Origin of the sequence: Promicromonospora sp. NPDC019610 (genome assembly GCF_044389365.1) — a bacterium.
Lineage (GTDB): Bacteria > Actinomycetota > Actinomycetes > Actinomycetales > Cellulomonadaceae > Promicromonospora.
Genome location: NZ_JBIRXX010000001.1, coordinates 1,867,748 through 1,881,904 on the forward strand (window position 1 = coordinate 1,867,748; position 14,157 = coordinate 1,881,904).

Below are 14,157 nucleotides of genomic sequence, written 5' to 3' on the forward strand. Positions count from 1 at the left end.
CGCTCAGATCGAGTACTCGATGAGCTCCGACGGGTCCTCGTTGCGGGAGCGCTCCGCGACGGGCGCCTTCGGCACCCGGATGCGTGCGGGGATGCCCACCGCGACGGCTCCGGCGGGCACGTCCTTGACGACGACGGCGTTGGCGCCGATCTGCGCGTCGTCGCCCACCCAGACCGGGCCGAGCACCTTGGCGCCGGCGCCCACGGTCACGCGGTCCCCGAGCGTCGGGTGCCGCTTGCCGCGGTTGAGCGACCGGCCGCCGAGCGTCACGCCGTGATAGAGCATGACGTCGTCGCCCACCACCGTCGTCTCGCCGATCACCACACCCATGCCGTGGTCGATGAACAGCCGCTGGCCCAGCCGGGCTCCGGGATGGATCTCGACCCCGGTCGCCGCCCGCGCGAGCTGCGAGAGCAGTCGCGCGGGCAGGCGCAGAGCGGGGACCCGCCAGAGCCGGTGCGCCGCCCGGTACGCCCAGAGGGCGTGCACTCCCGGGTAGGCGAGCGCGACCTCCAGGCGCGACCGGGCGGCCGGGTCGTGGGCGCGCGCGGCATCGAGGTCCTCGGACAGGACCCCGAGCAGCCCGCGCCCCTTCGCCATCAGTCGACCAGACCCTCGAACAGCGGCGTGGACAGGTAGCGCTCGCCGAAGTCGGGGATGATCACGACGATCGTCTTGCCAGCGTTCTCCGGGCGCTTCGCGACCTCCAGGGCGGCCGAGAGCGCGGCGCCGGACGAGGTGCCGACCAGCAGGCCCTCCTCCGTGGCGGCGCGGCGGGCCGCGTCGATCGCGGTGGCGAGGTTGACGTCGATGACCTCGTCGTAGACCTCGCGGTCCAGGATGTCGGGCACGAAGTTCGCGCCGATGCCCTGGATCTTGTGCGGACCGGGCTGGCCGCCGTTCAGGATCGGCGACTCCTCGGGCTCGACCGCGATGACCTTGACCTCGGGCTTGCGCTCCTTGAGCACCTGGCCGACGCCGGTGATGGTGCCGCCCGTGCCGATGCCGGCCACGAGGATGTCGACGGCACCGTCGGTGTCCGCCCAGATCTCCTCGGCGGTGGTGGCGCGGTGGATCGCCGGGTTGGCGGCGTTCGCGAACTGACGGGCGAGCACGGCGCCCGGACGCTCCTGCGCGATCTTCTCGGCGGCGGCCACGGCGCCCTTCATGCCCTCGGCACCCGGCGTGAGCACCAGCTCGGCGCCGTAGGCGCGCAGCAGGGCGCGGCGCTCCTTGGACATGGTCTCCGGCATCGCCAGGACCACCTTGTAACCGCGGGCCGCGCCCACCCAGGCGAGGGCGATGCCCGTGTTGCCCGAGGTGCCCTCGACGATCGTGCCGCCCTCCTTGAGCTCGCCGGACGCCTCGGCGGCGTCGATGATGGACACGCCGATGCGGTCCTTCACGGAGTTGGCGGGGTTGTAGAACTCGAGCTTGCCGAGAACTGTCGCCTCGAGGCCGGCGGTCAGACGGTTGAGCTTGACCAGGGGTGTGTTGCCGATGAGCTTGGTCGCGTCGTCGTAGATGCGGGCCATTGTTCTTCCTTCGCTGGGTGGCGGGTCTGGCTGGGGTCGTGCGGTGCCCGACGTCGGCGCCCCGGTCGTGCGGGTGCGCGCCTCGGAGCCGGCGTCGAGCGTCTGGGGCTGGTGTCGGGGCCGGAGCGTGCCGCTGGCGGCCTGGCCACGCGGACGGTTCCGGCGTGGTCTGGCGCGTGCGGACGCTCTACAGACAGCCTCGGGGGCAGCGGCCTGTCTCGCACATCGGGCGTGCGGCGACGGCGACGGGACGGTCGGGGAGTGCGGAGCGCACGGTGCTCAAGACGTCCTCCCTGCGTGTGGCGACCGTGTGGTCGCGTGGCTGCGTGTCACATGACGAGCGACTGGCTCGACTCGTGCAGGTTACGCGGGCAGCCACTGTGAGACAAGATCTGTCTCAGGTATCGATCATGTCGATACTTTGCGCTTGCTTGCCCCGCTCACGGGCGAGGCAAGCAAGCGGGTGAGCGATCAGGCGGCGATCTGTCCCAGCCGGAACGCCGAGGTCACCGGCGCGCCCGCCACTCCGCCGATGTTGATGTCCGAGCACAGGTAGTACGGCTGGTCGAGGTGGGACGCCTGCCAGATCGTGTACAGCACGGCGCGGCCGCTGTACCCGGTGAGGTCGACGTCGGTCTCGTAGGTGCCCTGTGAGGGGTAGGGGTCGGTCTCCTGCACCAGGTCGAGGTCGTCCCAGCCGAGCGCCTCCGTGGTCGGGTCGAAGCCCGGCTTGGAGACGTAGATGCGCAGGTAGTCGGCGCCGTGCCGGGCCTGGTCGGTCAGGGTGAGGTGGAACTGCTGCGGCACGTCCTTGGCCACCCACTCGCCCGGGGTGTCGAGGTAGTCGTAGCGCGGCGACTGGGTGCGGCCGCCCGAGCAGAGCTGCCCGTCGGGGATGACGGCTTCGTGGTTGCCGCCGACGTTCTCCCGGTACAGGCCGTTCCAGTTCCACATGGCGTTGGGGTCGGCCTGCCAGGCGCCCCAGCACATGGGGTCGAGCTCGGCCATCTCGGGGTTGAGGTGGTCGCTGCCCCAACGCTCGAAGCAGCCGTAGTTGCGGGTGGGCGGGTCGGTCACCGAGCCGTGGGCGGCGGCGGGCGCCGCCGTGACGGTGTCGGCCGCGACGACGGCGACCATGGCGAAGGGCGCGACCAGCGCCACGGTGACGGCCAGCGTGAGACTGCGCGCGTGCGCACGGATGGACATGGGTTCCTCCAGGTGCTCGGGCGGGGTGCGCCTGGCGGGGCCCGCCACGGCGCGTGCAGGAACCACTGTCCGGAGCCGGGCCGGGCGAGACCACGGGGTGAAACGGTTAAGACCGTGATGTCTGCGACGCCTGCGCCACGGGCTCCGGGGAAATGGTTGCGCAGCCGAGGGGGTAACGCTGAGCTAACAGTGCTACCTCAGCGTTACCCCGTCGGCTGTGTGTCTTTCCCCGCCGGTCTGCTTTCCCGCCGGTCTGCTTCCCACCCGGTCTGCGCAGCGCGGGGGCTCTGCTTAAGGTCGGGGCATCCGACCGCCCAGGAGGCACTCCATGGCTGCTCCCGACCTGCCCGCCGCGATCCAGGAGTTCATCGACGCGACCAACGCCGGTGACACCGAACGTTTTGTCGCGACGTTCACCGACGACGCCTACCTGAACGACTGGGGGCGCGAGTTCCACGGGCCCGACGGCGTCCGGAGCTGGAACGAGACCGACAACATCGGGATGAAGAGCCACTTCGACCCCGTGTCCGTGGCACCCGGGGACGGTCCGGACGCCTACACCGTCACGATCAAGGTGACGAGCAACCGCTTCAACGGGACGGGGCCGTTCAAGTTCGACCTGCGTGGCGGCAAGATCGCGAGCCTCGTCCTGAGCTGAGCTGACGCCGGTCAGCGCGGGCTGGTCTCGGCGCGCAACCAGTCGAGGTAGTCCGGGGCGCCGTCCAGGATCGGCAGGCTGCTGGGTCGCCGCTCGGTGTTCTTCCTGCGTCATGCCCGGAGGATGGGATGCCGCCCGTGCGCCCGGCGACGGTCTTCCGTACGCAGGGCGCGGGTCAAGCGGTCGGCACGGGGCCGATCGTGCGCACGTGCCACCAGATCACGAGCGGCACGACGACCAGCTCCAGCACCAGTGCCCCGACGAACACGGGGTGCGGCCGGCCGGTCGCGGCGATCGAGACGAGCCGCGCGACGCCGCCCAGCGCGGCGATCGCGAGGACCACCCGTGTGACGCCGGCACGCTGCTCGGGCCGGCGCAGGCTCCACCAGACGAGCAGGCCGGCGGCGAGCCAGAACGTGCTGGTGAACCGGTACTCGCTGTCGATCGTGGCGTTCACCGGTCCGCCGCCGGGCAGGGCTCCCGGGCCGATCACGATCCCGAGGAGACCGCTCAGCACGGGAACCGTACCGAGCACCGCGACGACCACCAGCAACGCTCTCCGCCCCATCAGGGCACCCTCTCACGGTCTCGCCGGGGAAGGCTTGGGCCACGGGTTCACATCCCGCGGCTCCTCACCAGATCGCGACCTCCGCGCCCAGCTCCAGGCCGGCCTCCGTCGCCACCGCGGACGAGATCGTCACCTCGCTCGCCTCCTCCTCCGGGAAGGCCACGCCCTCGACGAGCTGGTTGATCTGGTCGTTGCCGAGCTGGTCGGCCAGCGTGGCGAGGGGGAGCGAGATCCCGGCGAGCTCCACGGACTCCGCGCGCAGCACCGCTCGGCCGTTCTCGGCGGCCACGGAGAGGAGCACGTCCACGTTCTGCTCGCTGCCCGCGATCGAGAACGGCACCTGCGCGACCAGGTTGCCGGACTGCGGCGTGACCTGGAGGTTCGGCAGGTCGGTGGCCGAGCGGGCCAGGTCGGTGAGTGCCGCCGGGGAGACCTCCGCGCGCAGCGTGGCCCGGCCGGTCGCCACCTGCACCAGTGCGAGCGTGTCGTCGCGCTCCACGGTGACGCCGGCGGGCAGGTCCGCCTCGGCGGTCGCGATCCGGTCGTCGATGATGCCGCGCAGCAGCACCTCGCCGACCACGCCCAGGACGACCAGCACTCCGATCACGGAGACGACGGCGACGATCCAACGACGGGGGCGGCGAGGTGCGCTCGGCGGCGCGGCTGCGTACGACGACATGCGCCTATTCGACAGCATCGTCATGCCGGACTCATGGCGAACCGCTGGGCATCACGTGATGGGTCTCATCGCGACGGCCGCCGCCTGCTCATCGCGACCTCCGCCGGCCGCTCATCGCGTACGCGCCCACCCAGGCGCTCGCGTCCAGGTCGCGGGGCAGCGCGTTCGGCCCGACGCCGTGCTCCCGGGCCCACCGCCCGACGTCGGACCGCGCGATGCCGTACCGCGTCAGCACCTCACGGACACCCCGGCCGGGGCCGTTGAACACGGCGGCGGCGAACCGCTGGTAAGGGCCGAGTTCGGCCACGGACACCAGCGGCAGAGACCGTCGGTCGACCACGAGCAGCCCGGCGTCGACGCTCGGACGGGGCCGGAAGGCTGCGGCAGGGACGCGCCGGTCCAGGCGGAAGGTGAACCACGGCCACCACTGCGCCGTCAGGAGCGTGGTGCCGCCGACGGCCGCGCGCTTGCGCGCGACCTCCCACTGCGTGATCAGCAGGGCGCGCTCCCACCCGCCGAGGGTGAACAGCCGGCGCAGCACGGGGGTGGTCAGGTGGAACGGCACGTTGCTCACGAGGTCGTAGGCGCCCGAGGGCGGCGCGTGGCGCAGGATGTCGTCCCGCGTCACGGTGACGTTGCCCGGGGCGGTCCGTCCGAGCCTGGCGACCGAGCGCGGGTCGATCTCGACGGCCTCGACCGGCCGGCCGAGCCGGGCCAGCGGCAGCGTCAGCGCGCCGCGCCCGGCCGCCCACTCGACCAGCGGCCGGTCGGCGTCGGCGACCAGGGCGACGACCCGGTCGATCACCTGCGTGTCGACCAGGAGGTTCTGGCCGAGCTCGTGGGCGCCGCCAGGATGCCGGTCGACCGGCCGGGATCGGGTGTCGGCGTCCGCGCGAAGGGTTGTGCCCAGCGGCGTGCGGGCAGAGGAACGGGAGGATCGGTTGCGCGACATGGTGGGTGCTCCAGGATTCGTCGGCTGACAGGAATCCGGGCAGCACGAACGCGCCGCCCGGCGGAAGCCGGCGGCGCGGAGCACGCGCTGGGTGGTGGTGTGCGTTCCGCGCCGCTAGCGGGCGGAACGCTGCCTGATCATTGCGTTCATATCGCGGGCGACCCTACGGGCCGGGCTTCGGACGGCGCCACGCTTTTTCGCCCCGGTCCCTTGACACGGTGATCCGCCGATGGTCGGATGACGCGACTGTTAACGCTCACATTCTCGCGAGGTCACTGTGCAAAGAAGCACTCGTCCTTTCCGCCTGCCCCTGCGCGCGGCCGCCACGGGCGCCGTCGTCGCACTGCTCGGCAGCCTGGTTCCCCTCCTCCCCGCAAGCGCCTCGGCGGCGCACCTGCCCGCGACCGCCGACAGCACCACAGCCGGCGCGGCCCAGGCGGAGGCGGACGCCGCGGCCGCCGCGCTCGACGTCGTGCACGCCGACGACGTCCGCAGCCACCTCACCCTGCCGACGTCCGGCCCGCACGGCGCGAGCGTCACGTGGGCGTCCTCCGACCCCGGCGTGGTCGCCGCCGACGGCATCGTCCGTCGGCCGGCGCACGGCGCGGGCGACGCGGCGGTCACGCTGACCGCGACCGCCGACGTCGGCGGCGCGACCGCGGTCCGGGAGATCCCGCTGACGGTCCGCGAGCAGCCGGAGGCGGCCCCGTACGAGGGCTACGCGTTCAGCTACTTCACGGGCAACTCGGTCGCCGGCGAGAAGATCTACTTCGCCGCGAGCCGCGGCAACGACGCCCTGACCTGGGACGAGGTGAACGACGGGCAGCCCACGCTGGAGTCCACCGAGGGCACCCGGGGCCTGCGGGACCCGTTCCTGATCCGCTCGCCCGAGGGCGACCGGTTCTTCCTGATCGCGACCGACCTCTCGATCGGGCGCAACGGCGACTGGGACGCGGCGCAGCGGCACGGCAGCCAGTACCTGGAGGTTTGGGAGTCCACGGACCTGATCACCTGGTCCGAGCAGCGGCACATCAAGGTCTCGCCCGACAACGCGGGCAACACCTGGGCGCCCGAGGCCTACTGGGACGAGACGCTCGGGCAGTACGTCGTGTTCTGGGCCTCGAAGCTCTACGCCGCCGACGACCCGGACCACACCGGCAGCGCCTACAACCGCATGCTCTACGCCACCACGCGCGACTTCGTGACGTTCAGCGAGGCACAGGTGTGGCAGGACCGCGGCGAGTCGCGGATCGACTCCACGGTGATTCGGGAGAACGACGTCTACTACCGCTTCACCAAGGACGAGGGCGGCGGCGGTACCGGCTGCTCCGACATCATCCAGGAGAAGTCGGCGTCGCTGACCGCCGTCGACCTGCCCGGCGACCCGGCCTGGGAGTTCATGGCCGGGTGCATCGGCCGGGAGGCCGGCACCTCAGCGGTCGAGGGCCCCACGGTGTTCAAGGCCAACCCGGGCGACGCCTCCGGCGCGCCGTACTACCTGTTCGTCGACGAGTACGGCGGCCGCGGCTACATCCCGCTCGGCACCGACGACCTGGAGCACCCGGACTGGCAGGTGCCCGCGGACTACGACCTGCCCGCGAGCCCACGCCACGGCACCGTCATCCCCGTCACGGCCGCCGAGCTCGCGGCGCTGCGCGAGGGCATCGTCGTTCCCGAGCCGCCGACGCCGGTCGTGGCCGACGAGAACGGCCTGGTCGCACAGTACGCGCTGGACGAGACCGCGGGAACGGTCGCCGCGGACGGCACCGGCCACGGGTACGACGGCGTCGTCAGCGGCGACGCCACCTGGGCCGACGGCGGGCTGAACCTGGGCGGCACGAACGGCCACGTGCGGCTGCCCGACGACATGATGGCCGGGCTCGACGCCATCACGGTCTCGACCAAGGTCTGGCTGGACCCCGCGCAGGCCACGCCGTACTTCATCTGGGGCCTGGGCAACACCGACGGCGGCGGCGTCGGCAACGGCTACCTGTTCACGACGGGGAACAACTACCGCTCCTCGATCGCGACCGGCAACTGGTCCACCGAGCAGACCGTCGCCTCGGGCGCGGCGCTGCCGCGCGGCGCCTGGAAGACGCTGACCTACACGCTCCAGGACGGCACCGCCCGGCTCTACCTCGACGGCGCCCGGGTGGGCGAGAAGACCGGCGTCACGATCGAGCCCGGCGACATCGGCGACGGCCGGACCACGGCCAACTACATCGGACGCTCCACCTACACCGCGGACCGGTACCTCAAGGGCGCGGTGCGCGACTTCCGCATCTACAACCGTGCCCTGTCGGCCGACGAGGTGCGGGAGCTCGGGGCGGACCCGACCGCCATCACCGGCGTCGAGCTGGACGCCCTGAAGGTGCCCGCCGTCATCGATGCCGCGACGTCGACCGTGACGCTGCCGGTGACGCCCGGGACCGACGTGACCGCGCTGGAGCCGGCCTTCCAGGTCGTGTCCACCTCGACGGTCTCGCCGCAGGTCACGGGGCCGATCGACCTGTCGCGGCCGCGCTCGTTCACCGTCACCGCGCAGGACGGCGCCAGCCGGGCGTGGACCGTGCGCGCCGTCGAGATGCGCTCGCCGGTGCTGCCGGGGCTGTACGCCGACCCGAACATCGCGCACCTCGGCGACCGCTACTACCTCTACGCCACGTCGGACGGCGTCGCGGGCTGGGGCGGCAAGGACTTCCACGTCTGGACGTCGAAGGACCTCGTGGACTGGGAGCGCTCGGCCGAGCCGATCCTCACCCTGGACGGCGCGAACGGCGACGTGCCGTGGGCCACGGGCAACGCCTGGGCGCCCACGATCATCGAGCGGGGCGGGAAGTACTACTTCTATTTCTCCGGCCACAACGCGACCCACAACCGCAAGACGATCGGTGTCGCCGTCGCCGACCGTCCCGAGGGCCCGTTCGTCGCGCAGCCGACGGCGATGATCCTCAACAACGAGCCGATCGCGTCGGGGCAGGCGATCGACCCCGCGGCGTTCCAGGACCCGGAGACCGGCCGGTACTACCTGTTCTGGGGCAACGGCGGGCCGTCGAACGGCCCGGTGTACGCCGAGCTGAGCGACGACATGCTGTCCATCAAGCAGGACACGCTGGCGCGGATCGGCGGGCTCACGGACTTCCGGGAGGGGACGTTCCTCAACTACCGCGACGGGCTGTACCACCTGACCTACTCGATCGACGACACCGGCTCCGCCGACTACCGCGTCGGCTACGCCACGGCCACCAGCGTCGACGGGCCATGGACCTACCGCGGCGTCATCCTGTCCAAGGACCCCGGCCAGGGCATCCAGGCGACCGGACACAGCTCGATCGTCCAGGTGCCCGGCACCGACGAGTGGTACATCGCGTACCACCGGTTCGCGATGCCCGGCGGCGACGGCACGCACCGGGAGACCACGATCGACCGGCTGACGTTCGGCGCCGACGGCCTCATGCAGCAGGTCACGCCCACGCTGACCAGCGTGGACCCGCTGCCCTATGCCGGCGTCCAGCCGCGGGCGCAGCGGCCGCCGAAGGTGAACGGCCGGGCCGCGGCCGGCTCGCCGCTCACCGCGACGTCCGGGCGGTGGGATCAGCGGCGGCTCGCGTTCGCCTACCAGTGGCTGCGGGACGGCGTGGCGGTCGCCGGGGCGGAGGCCCGGACGTACCGGCCGACCGCCGCCGACGTCGGGCACCGCCTGACCGTGCGGGTGACGGCGGCGACGCCCGGCGCCCTGCCGGGCGTGGCGGTCTCCGACCCGACCGCGCCGGTCGCGGCCGAGATACCCAGCCGAACCCGCGCCGCCGTCTGACCACGCCCGCTGAGTGCTGGATATCTGCGCCTCTGGGCCGTCCGGGAGCGCAGACACCCAGCACTCAACGAGGGGAGGGGGAGGGTAGAGTTGCAGGCTGTCCGGAAGCGGTAGGCGCAGGAGATGGGATGGCGTTGGTGCAGCACGAACTGAATGGTGGAGCCCGGTGACCGTCCTGACCTCAGACGCCCGTCCGGTCGAGGCCGAGGCGGCACGTCGCCGCAGCATCGCGGTCATCTCCCACCCTGACGCCGGCAAGTCGACCCTCACCGAGGCCCTCGCGCTCCACGCCCACGCGATCGACGAGGCCGGGGCGGTGCACGGCAAGGGAAACCGCGCCGGCGTCGTCTCCGACTGGCTCGAGATGGAGCAGAAGCGTGGGATCTCCATCACGTCCGCGGCCCTGCAGTTCGCCTACGGCGACGTGGTGATCAACCTCCTGGACACCCCCGGCCACGCCGACTTCTCCGAGGACACCTACCGCGTGCTGACGGCGGTGGACGCCGCCGTCATGCTGCTCGACTCCGCCAAGGGCCTGGAGCCGCAGACGCTCAAGCTGTTCGAGGTCTGCCGCCGCCGCGGTGTCCCGGTCATCACGTTCGTCAACAAGTGGGACCGCCCCGGGCGCGAGGCCCTGGAGCTGTGCGACGAGCTGGAGGAGCGCATCAACCTGCGCCCGACGCCGCTGAGCTGGCCCATCGGCGAGGCCGGCCGGTTCCTGGGGCTGCTCGACCGCGCCACGGGCGAGGTGCGCACCTACCGCCGCGCCCCGGGCGGCGCATCGATCGCCGAGGAGGAGCTGCTGACCCCGCAGGCCGCCGCCGACACCCTCGGCGACGACCACACCGAGGCCGTCGAGAGCGTGCAGCTCCTCGACGAGCTCGACCGCGAGTCGTTCCTCGCCGGCACCACGACGCCGATGCTGTTCGGCGCGGCGCTGGCCAACATCGGCGTCCGCCAGCTCCTCGACGCCGTCGTGGACCTCGCCCCGGCGCCCGGCGCGCGGCCCGACGTCGACGGCGGCGCGCGCGACGTCGACCAGGCGTTCAGCGGCTTCGTGTTCAAGATGCAGGCCGGCATGGACCCGAACCACCGCGACCACGTCGCCTTCATCCGCGTGTGCTCGGGCCGCTTCGAGCGCGGCATGGTCGTGACGCACGAGCGCACCGGCCGGCCGTTCGCCACGAAGTACGCGCTGTCGGTCTTCGGGCGCGAGCGGTCGACGGTCGAGGACGCCTACCCCGGCGACGTCGTGGGCCTGGTCAACGCCAGCACGCTCGCCGTCGGCGACACGGTGTTCGACGCCGCCGGCCCGCACGTGCGCTTCCCGCCGATGCCGGTGTTCGCGCCCGAGCACTTCGCGGCCGCCCGCTCGGCCGACCCGGGCCGGTCCAAGCAGTTCCGCAAGGGCATCTCGCAGCTCGAGCAGGAGGGCGTGGTCCAGGTCCTGGTGTCCGAGGCACGCGGCGACGGCAACCCGATCCTCGGTGCGGTCGGCCCGCTCCAGTTCGAGGTCGCGACCTTCCGCATGGAGCACGAGTTCTCGGCGCCCATCCGGACGGAGCAGCTCGGCCTGTCGCTGGCCCGCGAGGCCGCGCCGGAGCACATCGACACCATCGCCGCCTACCCGGGCGTCGAGGTCGTGCGCCGCGGCGACGGCACGCCGCTGGTGCTGCTGCGCGACGTCTGGCACGCCCGGGCCTTCGAGCGCGCCCACCCGGACGTGCCGCTGATCCCGTTGGTCGCCAGCGGCGTCTGACGGCAACCGACGACGTCTGACGACGTCTGACGAAGGAGATCACCCCCGGACCGGCCGCCCGGGGGGAGCCGTCCGCGCGCGAACCCCGCGGCGCGGTGCGACGATCGGCATGTTCAGCGCTAGGCGACCGAGGGTGCGGCCATGGACGCACAGGGCAAGAGGCCGCTGGCCACGCTCGTGGGGCTGCCCGCGGTGGTCGGCGTGGCGGCAGCGCTCTTCGCCACGCTCTTCACGTCGCTGGTCCACGGCGCCGAGCAGCTGCTGTGGACCTGGCTCCCGAACACCCTGGGGCTCGACGGCGTGCCGTGGTGGTGGGTGCTGCTCCTGCTGCTGATCGGCGCACTGGGTGTCGCCGGCGCGTCGCGGCTGCCGGGGCACGGCGGCCACCACCCGCTGGACGGGTTCGCCTTCGACATCACGGCGCACGAGCTGCCCTCGACGCTGCTGGCCGCGGCGTCGTCCCTGATCTTCGGCGCGGTGCTCGGTCCCGAGGCGCCGCTGCTCGCGATCGGCACCAGCATCGGCTTCGCCGTGCACCGGCGGCTGGGCACCGATGCGTCCAAGGTGCTGGTCATGGCGTCCGCGGCGGCCGCGCTCGGCGTGGTCCTGGGCAACCCCGTGGTCACGATGCTGCTCGTGCTGGAGGCGATGTTCCTCTCCGCGCGGCCGCGTCCCGAGCAGCCGGTGCTCCAGGTGGTCCCGATCCTCGCGGCGCTCGGCGCGGGCTACGTGGTGCGCATCGGGATCGCCGACTGGCCCGGCGTCCACGTCCCCGAGCTGTCCATGGGCGACCTCGGCTCGTACCCCACCCTCCACGTGGTCGACCTGCTCGCCGGGGCCCTGGTGGCCGTGGTGGCCGCGGGGCTCATCGTGGCGGCCATGCGCCTCGGCGCCGTCACGCGGCGGCAGGCGACGCACGGCCCGTTCGTGGCGCTCCTCGCCGGCGGCTTGATCGTCGGCCTCCTCGCGCTCCTGGTCCGGGCGACGACGGGCGCGGACGTGGACACCGTGCTGTTCTCCGGGCAGCAGTCCTTGTCCACGGTGACGACGACGACCGCCGCGGGCACGCTGGTCGTGGTCGCCGTCGTGAAGTCCGCGGCGTACTCCGTGAGCCTCGGCACGGGGTTCCACGGCGGGACGATCTTCCCGTCGGTGTTCATCGGCGCGGCCGCCGGGGCCGCGGCCGCCCTCCTGATCCCCGGGACGGCGCTCGCGCCGCTGGTGGCCTGCGGCCTCGCCGCCGGGGTCGCGGCCGCCGCCGGGATGCCGGTGACCGCCCTCGTCCTCGCCCTCCTGCTCTGCGTGAGCGCGGGGGCCGCTGTCACCGTCCCCGCGATCCTCGGGGCGCTCGTCGGCACGCTGCTCAAGGGCCTGCTCAACGCCCGCCGGCCCGCGACGGTCGAGTCGTGAACGTCTACGCGCCGCTCGTGCCGGTGTTCCTGGTGGCGCTGCTCGCGCCGCTGCTGACCGGCCTGATGCCCGTGCGGGCGCGGCTGCCCCAGGTGGTGCTGCTCCTGCTGGGCGGCGTGCTCATCGGGCCGGCCGTGCTCAAGATGGCCGAGCCCGACGACGTCACGCTGCTCTCCGACCTCGGGATGGGCTTCCTCTTCCTGCTCGCCGGCTACGAGCTGCAGCCGAGCCACCTGCGCGAGCGGCTCGGCCGCCGCGCCGGCGCCGCGTGGGGCACCTCGCTGGTGCTGGCGGCGGTGGTGGTCCTCCTGGTCGTCCGGCCGGACGAGGAGGAGGAGCTGGCGGCCGGGGCGATCGCGCTGACCACCACCGCGCTCGGCGTGGTGCTCCCGGTGCTGCGGGACGCCGGCAGGCTCGACTCCTCGTTCGGCCGCGCCGTCCTCGTGGTCGGCGCATACGGCGAGCTCGGGCCCATCGTCGCGATGGCGCTGCTGCTCGGGACCCGCGGCTCGGGGGCCGCCGCGGTGCTGCTCGTGCTGTTCGCCGTGCTCGCCGTGGCCGTGGCCCTGGTGCCGGGCTCCCGGGCGCCGGTGGCCGTGCGGCTCGTCCAGGATTCCGAGCACGGCACCGGGCAGAGCACGCTGCGGCTCACGGTGCTGCTGCTCGTGGGCCTGCTCGCGGTCGCGTCGGCGTTCGGGTTCGACGCCGTGCTGGGCGCGTTCGTCGGCGGCATGGTGCTGCGGCGCTGGGCACCCGGCGACGTCGGGAGCCTGGAGAAGAAGCTCGACGCCGTGGCGTTCGGGGTCTTCATCCCGGTGTTCTTCGTGAGCTCGGGGATGGCGCTGGACGTGGCCTCCATCATGGCCGCGCCCGCCCTGCCCCTGGTGCTGTTCGCCCTGATGGTGCTGGTCCGCGGGGGCCCGGTGCTGCTGTGGCTGCGCCGGGAGCTGCCGACCGGGGAACGGGTCCAGGCCGCGCTCTACTCCGCGACCGCCCTCCCGCTGCTGGTCGCGCTGACGGGGATCGCGGTGGAGCGCGGCATCATGTCCACGCAGACGGGGGCGGCGCTCGTCGGCGCGGGTGTGCTCTCCGTGATCGTGCTGCCCCTGGTGGCCGGCCGGATCCCGGCGCGCGGCGGCGAGCGGGCCGGGCGCGCGCCTACGGGTGGCTCGCCGTGACCTCGATGACCTGGTCGAGCCGGTCCAGGGCGGTCTGCAGCTCGTCGATCCGGGCGCGGATCCGCTCGCGCTCGGCGTGCAGCATGGTGCGCTGATCGGCGTCCGTGTGCCCGGACTCGATGCAGGGCAGCAGCTCCGCGATGTTGCGGCTGGTCAGGCCGGCGGCGTACATCTGCTGGAAGAACCGCACGCGCTCGACCGTCTCGGGCGGGTAGAGGCGCTGACCCGACGGGCTGCGCCCCGCGGTGAGCAGCCCCTGCTGCTCGTAGTAGCGCACGGCGCGCACCGAGACGCCGGCACCCCGCGCCACCTCGCCGATGCGGATCGGCGGCTCCGTCCTGGCCTCGGCCGCTGCCTCGGTGACCGTCATCACGTCCCCTCCCGGGTGGTTCGGCGAG

12 protein-coding genes are annotated in these 14,157 nt (G+C 72.9%); 5 read left to right on the forward strand and 7 right to left on the reverse strand.

Going from position 1 to position 14,157, the window contains the following annotated elements:
- Window positions 1-3: 3 nt before the first annotated feature.
- From epsC to ACH45N_RS08370, 3 genes are all read right to left on the reverse strand, one after another.
- Window positions 4-600: a serine O-acetyltransferase EpsC gene (epsC, locus tag ACH45N_RS08360; protein ID WP_397392928.1), complete on the reverse strand. Its 597-nt coding sequence runs from the start codon at window positions 598-600 to the stop codon at window positions 4-6.
- Window positions 600-1,535, reverse strand: a complete 936-nt coding sequence (gene cysK / locus ACH45N_RS08365) for a cysteine synthase A (protein ID WP_397392929.1) — start codon at window positions 1,533-1,535, stop codon at window positions 600-602. The genes epsC and cysK overlap by 1 nt, the downstream gene beginning before the upstream one ends.
- A gap of 471 nt (window positions 1,536-2,006) precedes the next feature.
- A complete protein-coding gene (locus ACH45N_RS08370; protein WP_397392930.1) occupies window positions 2,007-2,741 on the reverse strand; it encodes a lytic polysaccharide monooxygenase in 735 nt (244 codons plus the stop codon).
- A gap of 328 nt (window positions 2,742-3,069) precedes the next feature.
- Between ACH45N_RS08370 and ACH45N_RS08375 the strand changes: the two genes are divergently transcribed.
- Window positions 3,070-3,399 (forward strand): nuclear transport factor 2 family protein, encoded by a 330-nt coding sequence (locus tag ACH45N_RS08375; protein WP_397392931.1) that lies wholly within the window; start codon window positions 3,070-3,072, stop codon window positions 3,397-3,399.
- A 175-nt stretch (window positions 3,400-3,574) separates the two neighbouring features.
- On the opposite strand, the gene ACH45N_RS08380 is transcribed toward ACH45N_RS08375, so the two are convergent.
- From ACH45N_RS08380 to erm, 3 genes are all read right to left on the reverse strand, one after another.
- Entirely contained in the window at window positions 3,575-3,967 is a 393-nt protein-coding gene (locus ACH45N_RS08380; protein ID WP_397392932.1) for a DUF4345 domain-containing protein, read from the reverse strand.
- 64 nt (window positions 3,968-4,031) lie between these two features.
- Window positions 4,032-4,646, reverse strand: a complete 615-nt coding sequence (locus tag ACH45N_RS08385) for a hypothetical protein (RefSeq protein ID WP_397392933.1) — start codon at window positions 4,644-4,646, stop codon at window positions 4,032-4,034.
- 88 nt (window positions 4,647-4,734) lie between these two features.
- On the reverse strand, window positions 4,735-5,598 hold the full coding sequence (gene erm, locus ACH45N_RS08390; protein ID WP_397392934.1) for a 23S ribosomal RNA methyltransferase Erm: 864 nt from the start codon (window positions 5,596-5,598) through the stop codon (window positions 4,735-4,737).
- 277 nt (window positions 5,599-5,875) lie between these two features.
- Between erm and ACH45N_RS08395 the strand changes: the two genes are divergently transcribed.
- From ACH45N_RS08395 to ACH45N_RS08410, 4 genes are all read left to right on the forward strand, one after another.
- Window positions 5,876-9,412, forward strand: a complete 3,537-nt coding sequence (locus ACH45N_RS08395; protein WP_397392935.1) for a family 43 glycosylhydrolase — start codon at window positions 5,876-5,878, stop codon at window positions 9,410-9,412.
- 166 nt (window positions 9,413-9,578) lie between these two features.
- Complete coding sequence (locus ACH45N_RS08400) at window positions 9,579-11,171, forward strand: peptide chain release factor 3 (protein WP_397392936.1); 1,593 nt, start codon at window positions 9,579-9,581, stop codon at window positions 11,169-11,171.
- Between the two features lie 141 nt (window positions 11,172-11,312).
- Window positions 11,313-12,581 carry a chloride channel protein gene (locus ACH45N_RS08405; protein ID WP_397392937.1) on the forward strand — a complete coding sequence of 423 codons (1,269 nt, stop codon included), beginning with the start codon at window positions 11,313-11,315 and terminating at the stop codon, window positions 12,579-12,581.
- Window positions 12,578-13,759: a cation:proton antiporter gene (locus tag ACH45N_RS08410; RefSeq protein ID WP_397392938.1), complete on the forward strand. Its 1,182-nt coding sequence runs from the start codon at window positions 12,578-12,580 to the stop codon at window positions 13,757-13,759. Before ACH45N_RS08405 ends, ACH45N_RS08410 begins: the two co-directional genes overlap by 4 nt.
- Here the strand turns inward: ACH45N_RS08410 and ACH45N_RS08415 are convergent.
- Entirely contained in the window at window positions 13,740-14,129 is a 390-nt protein-coding gene (locus tag ACH45N_RS08415; RefSeq protein ID WP_397392939.1) for a MerR family transcriptional regulator, read from the reverse strand. The two genes, ACH45N_RS08410 and ACH45N_RS08415, sit on opposite strands and share 20 nt — an antisense overlap.
- Window positions 14,130-14,157: the final 28 nt, after the last annotated feature.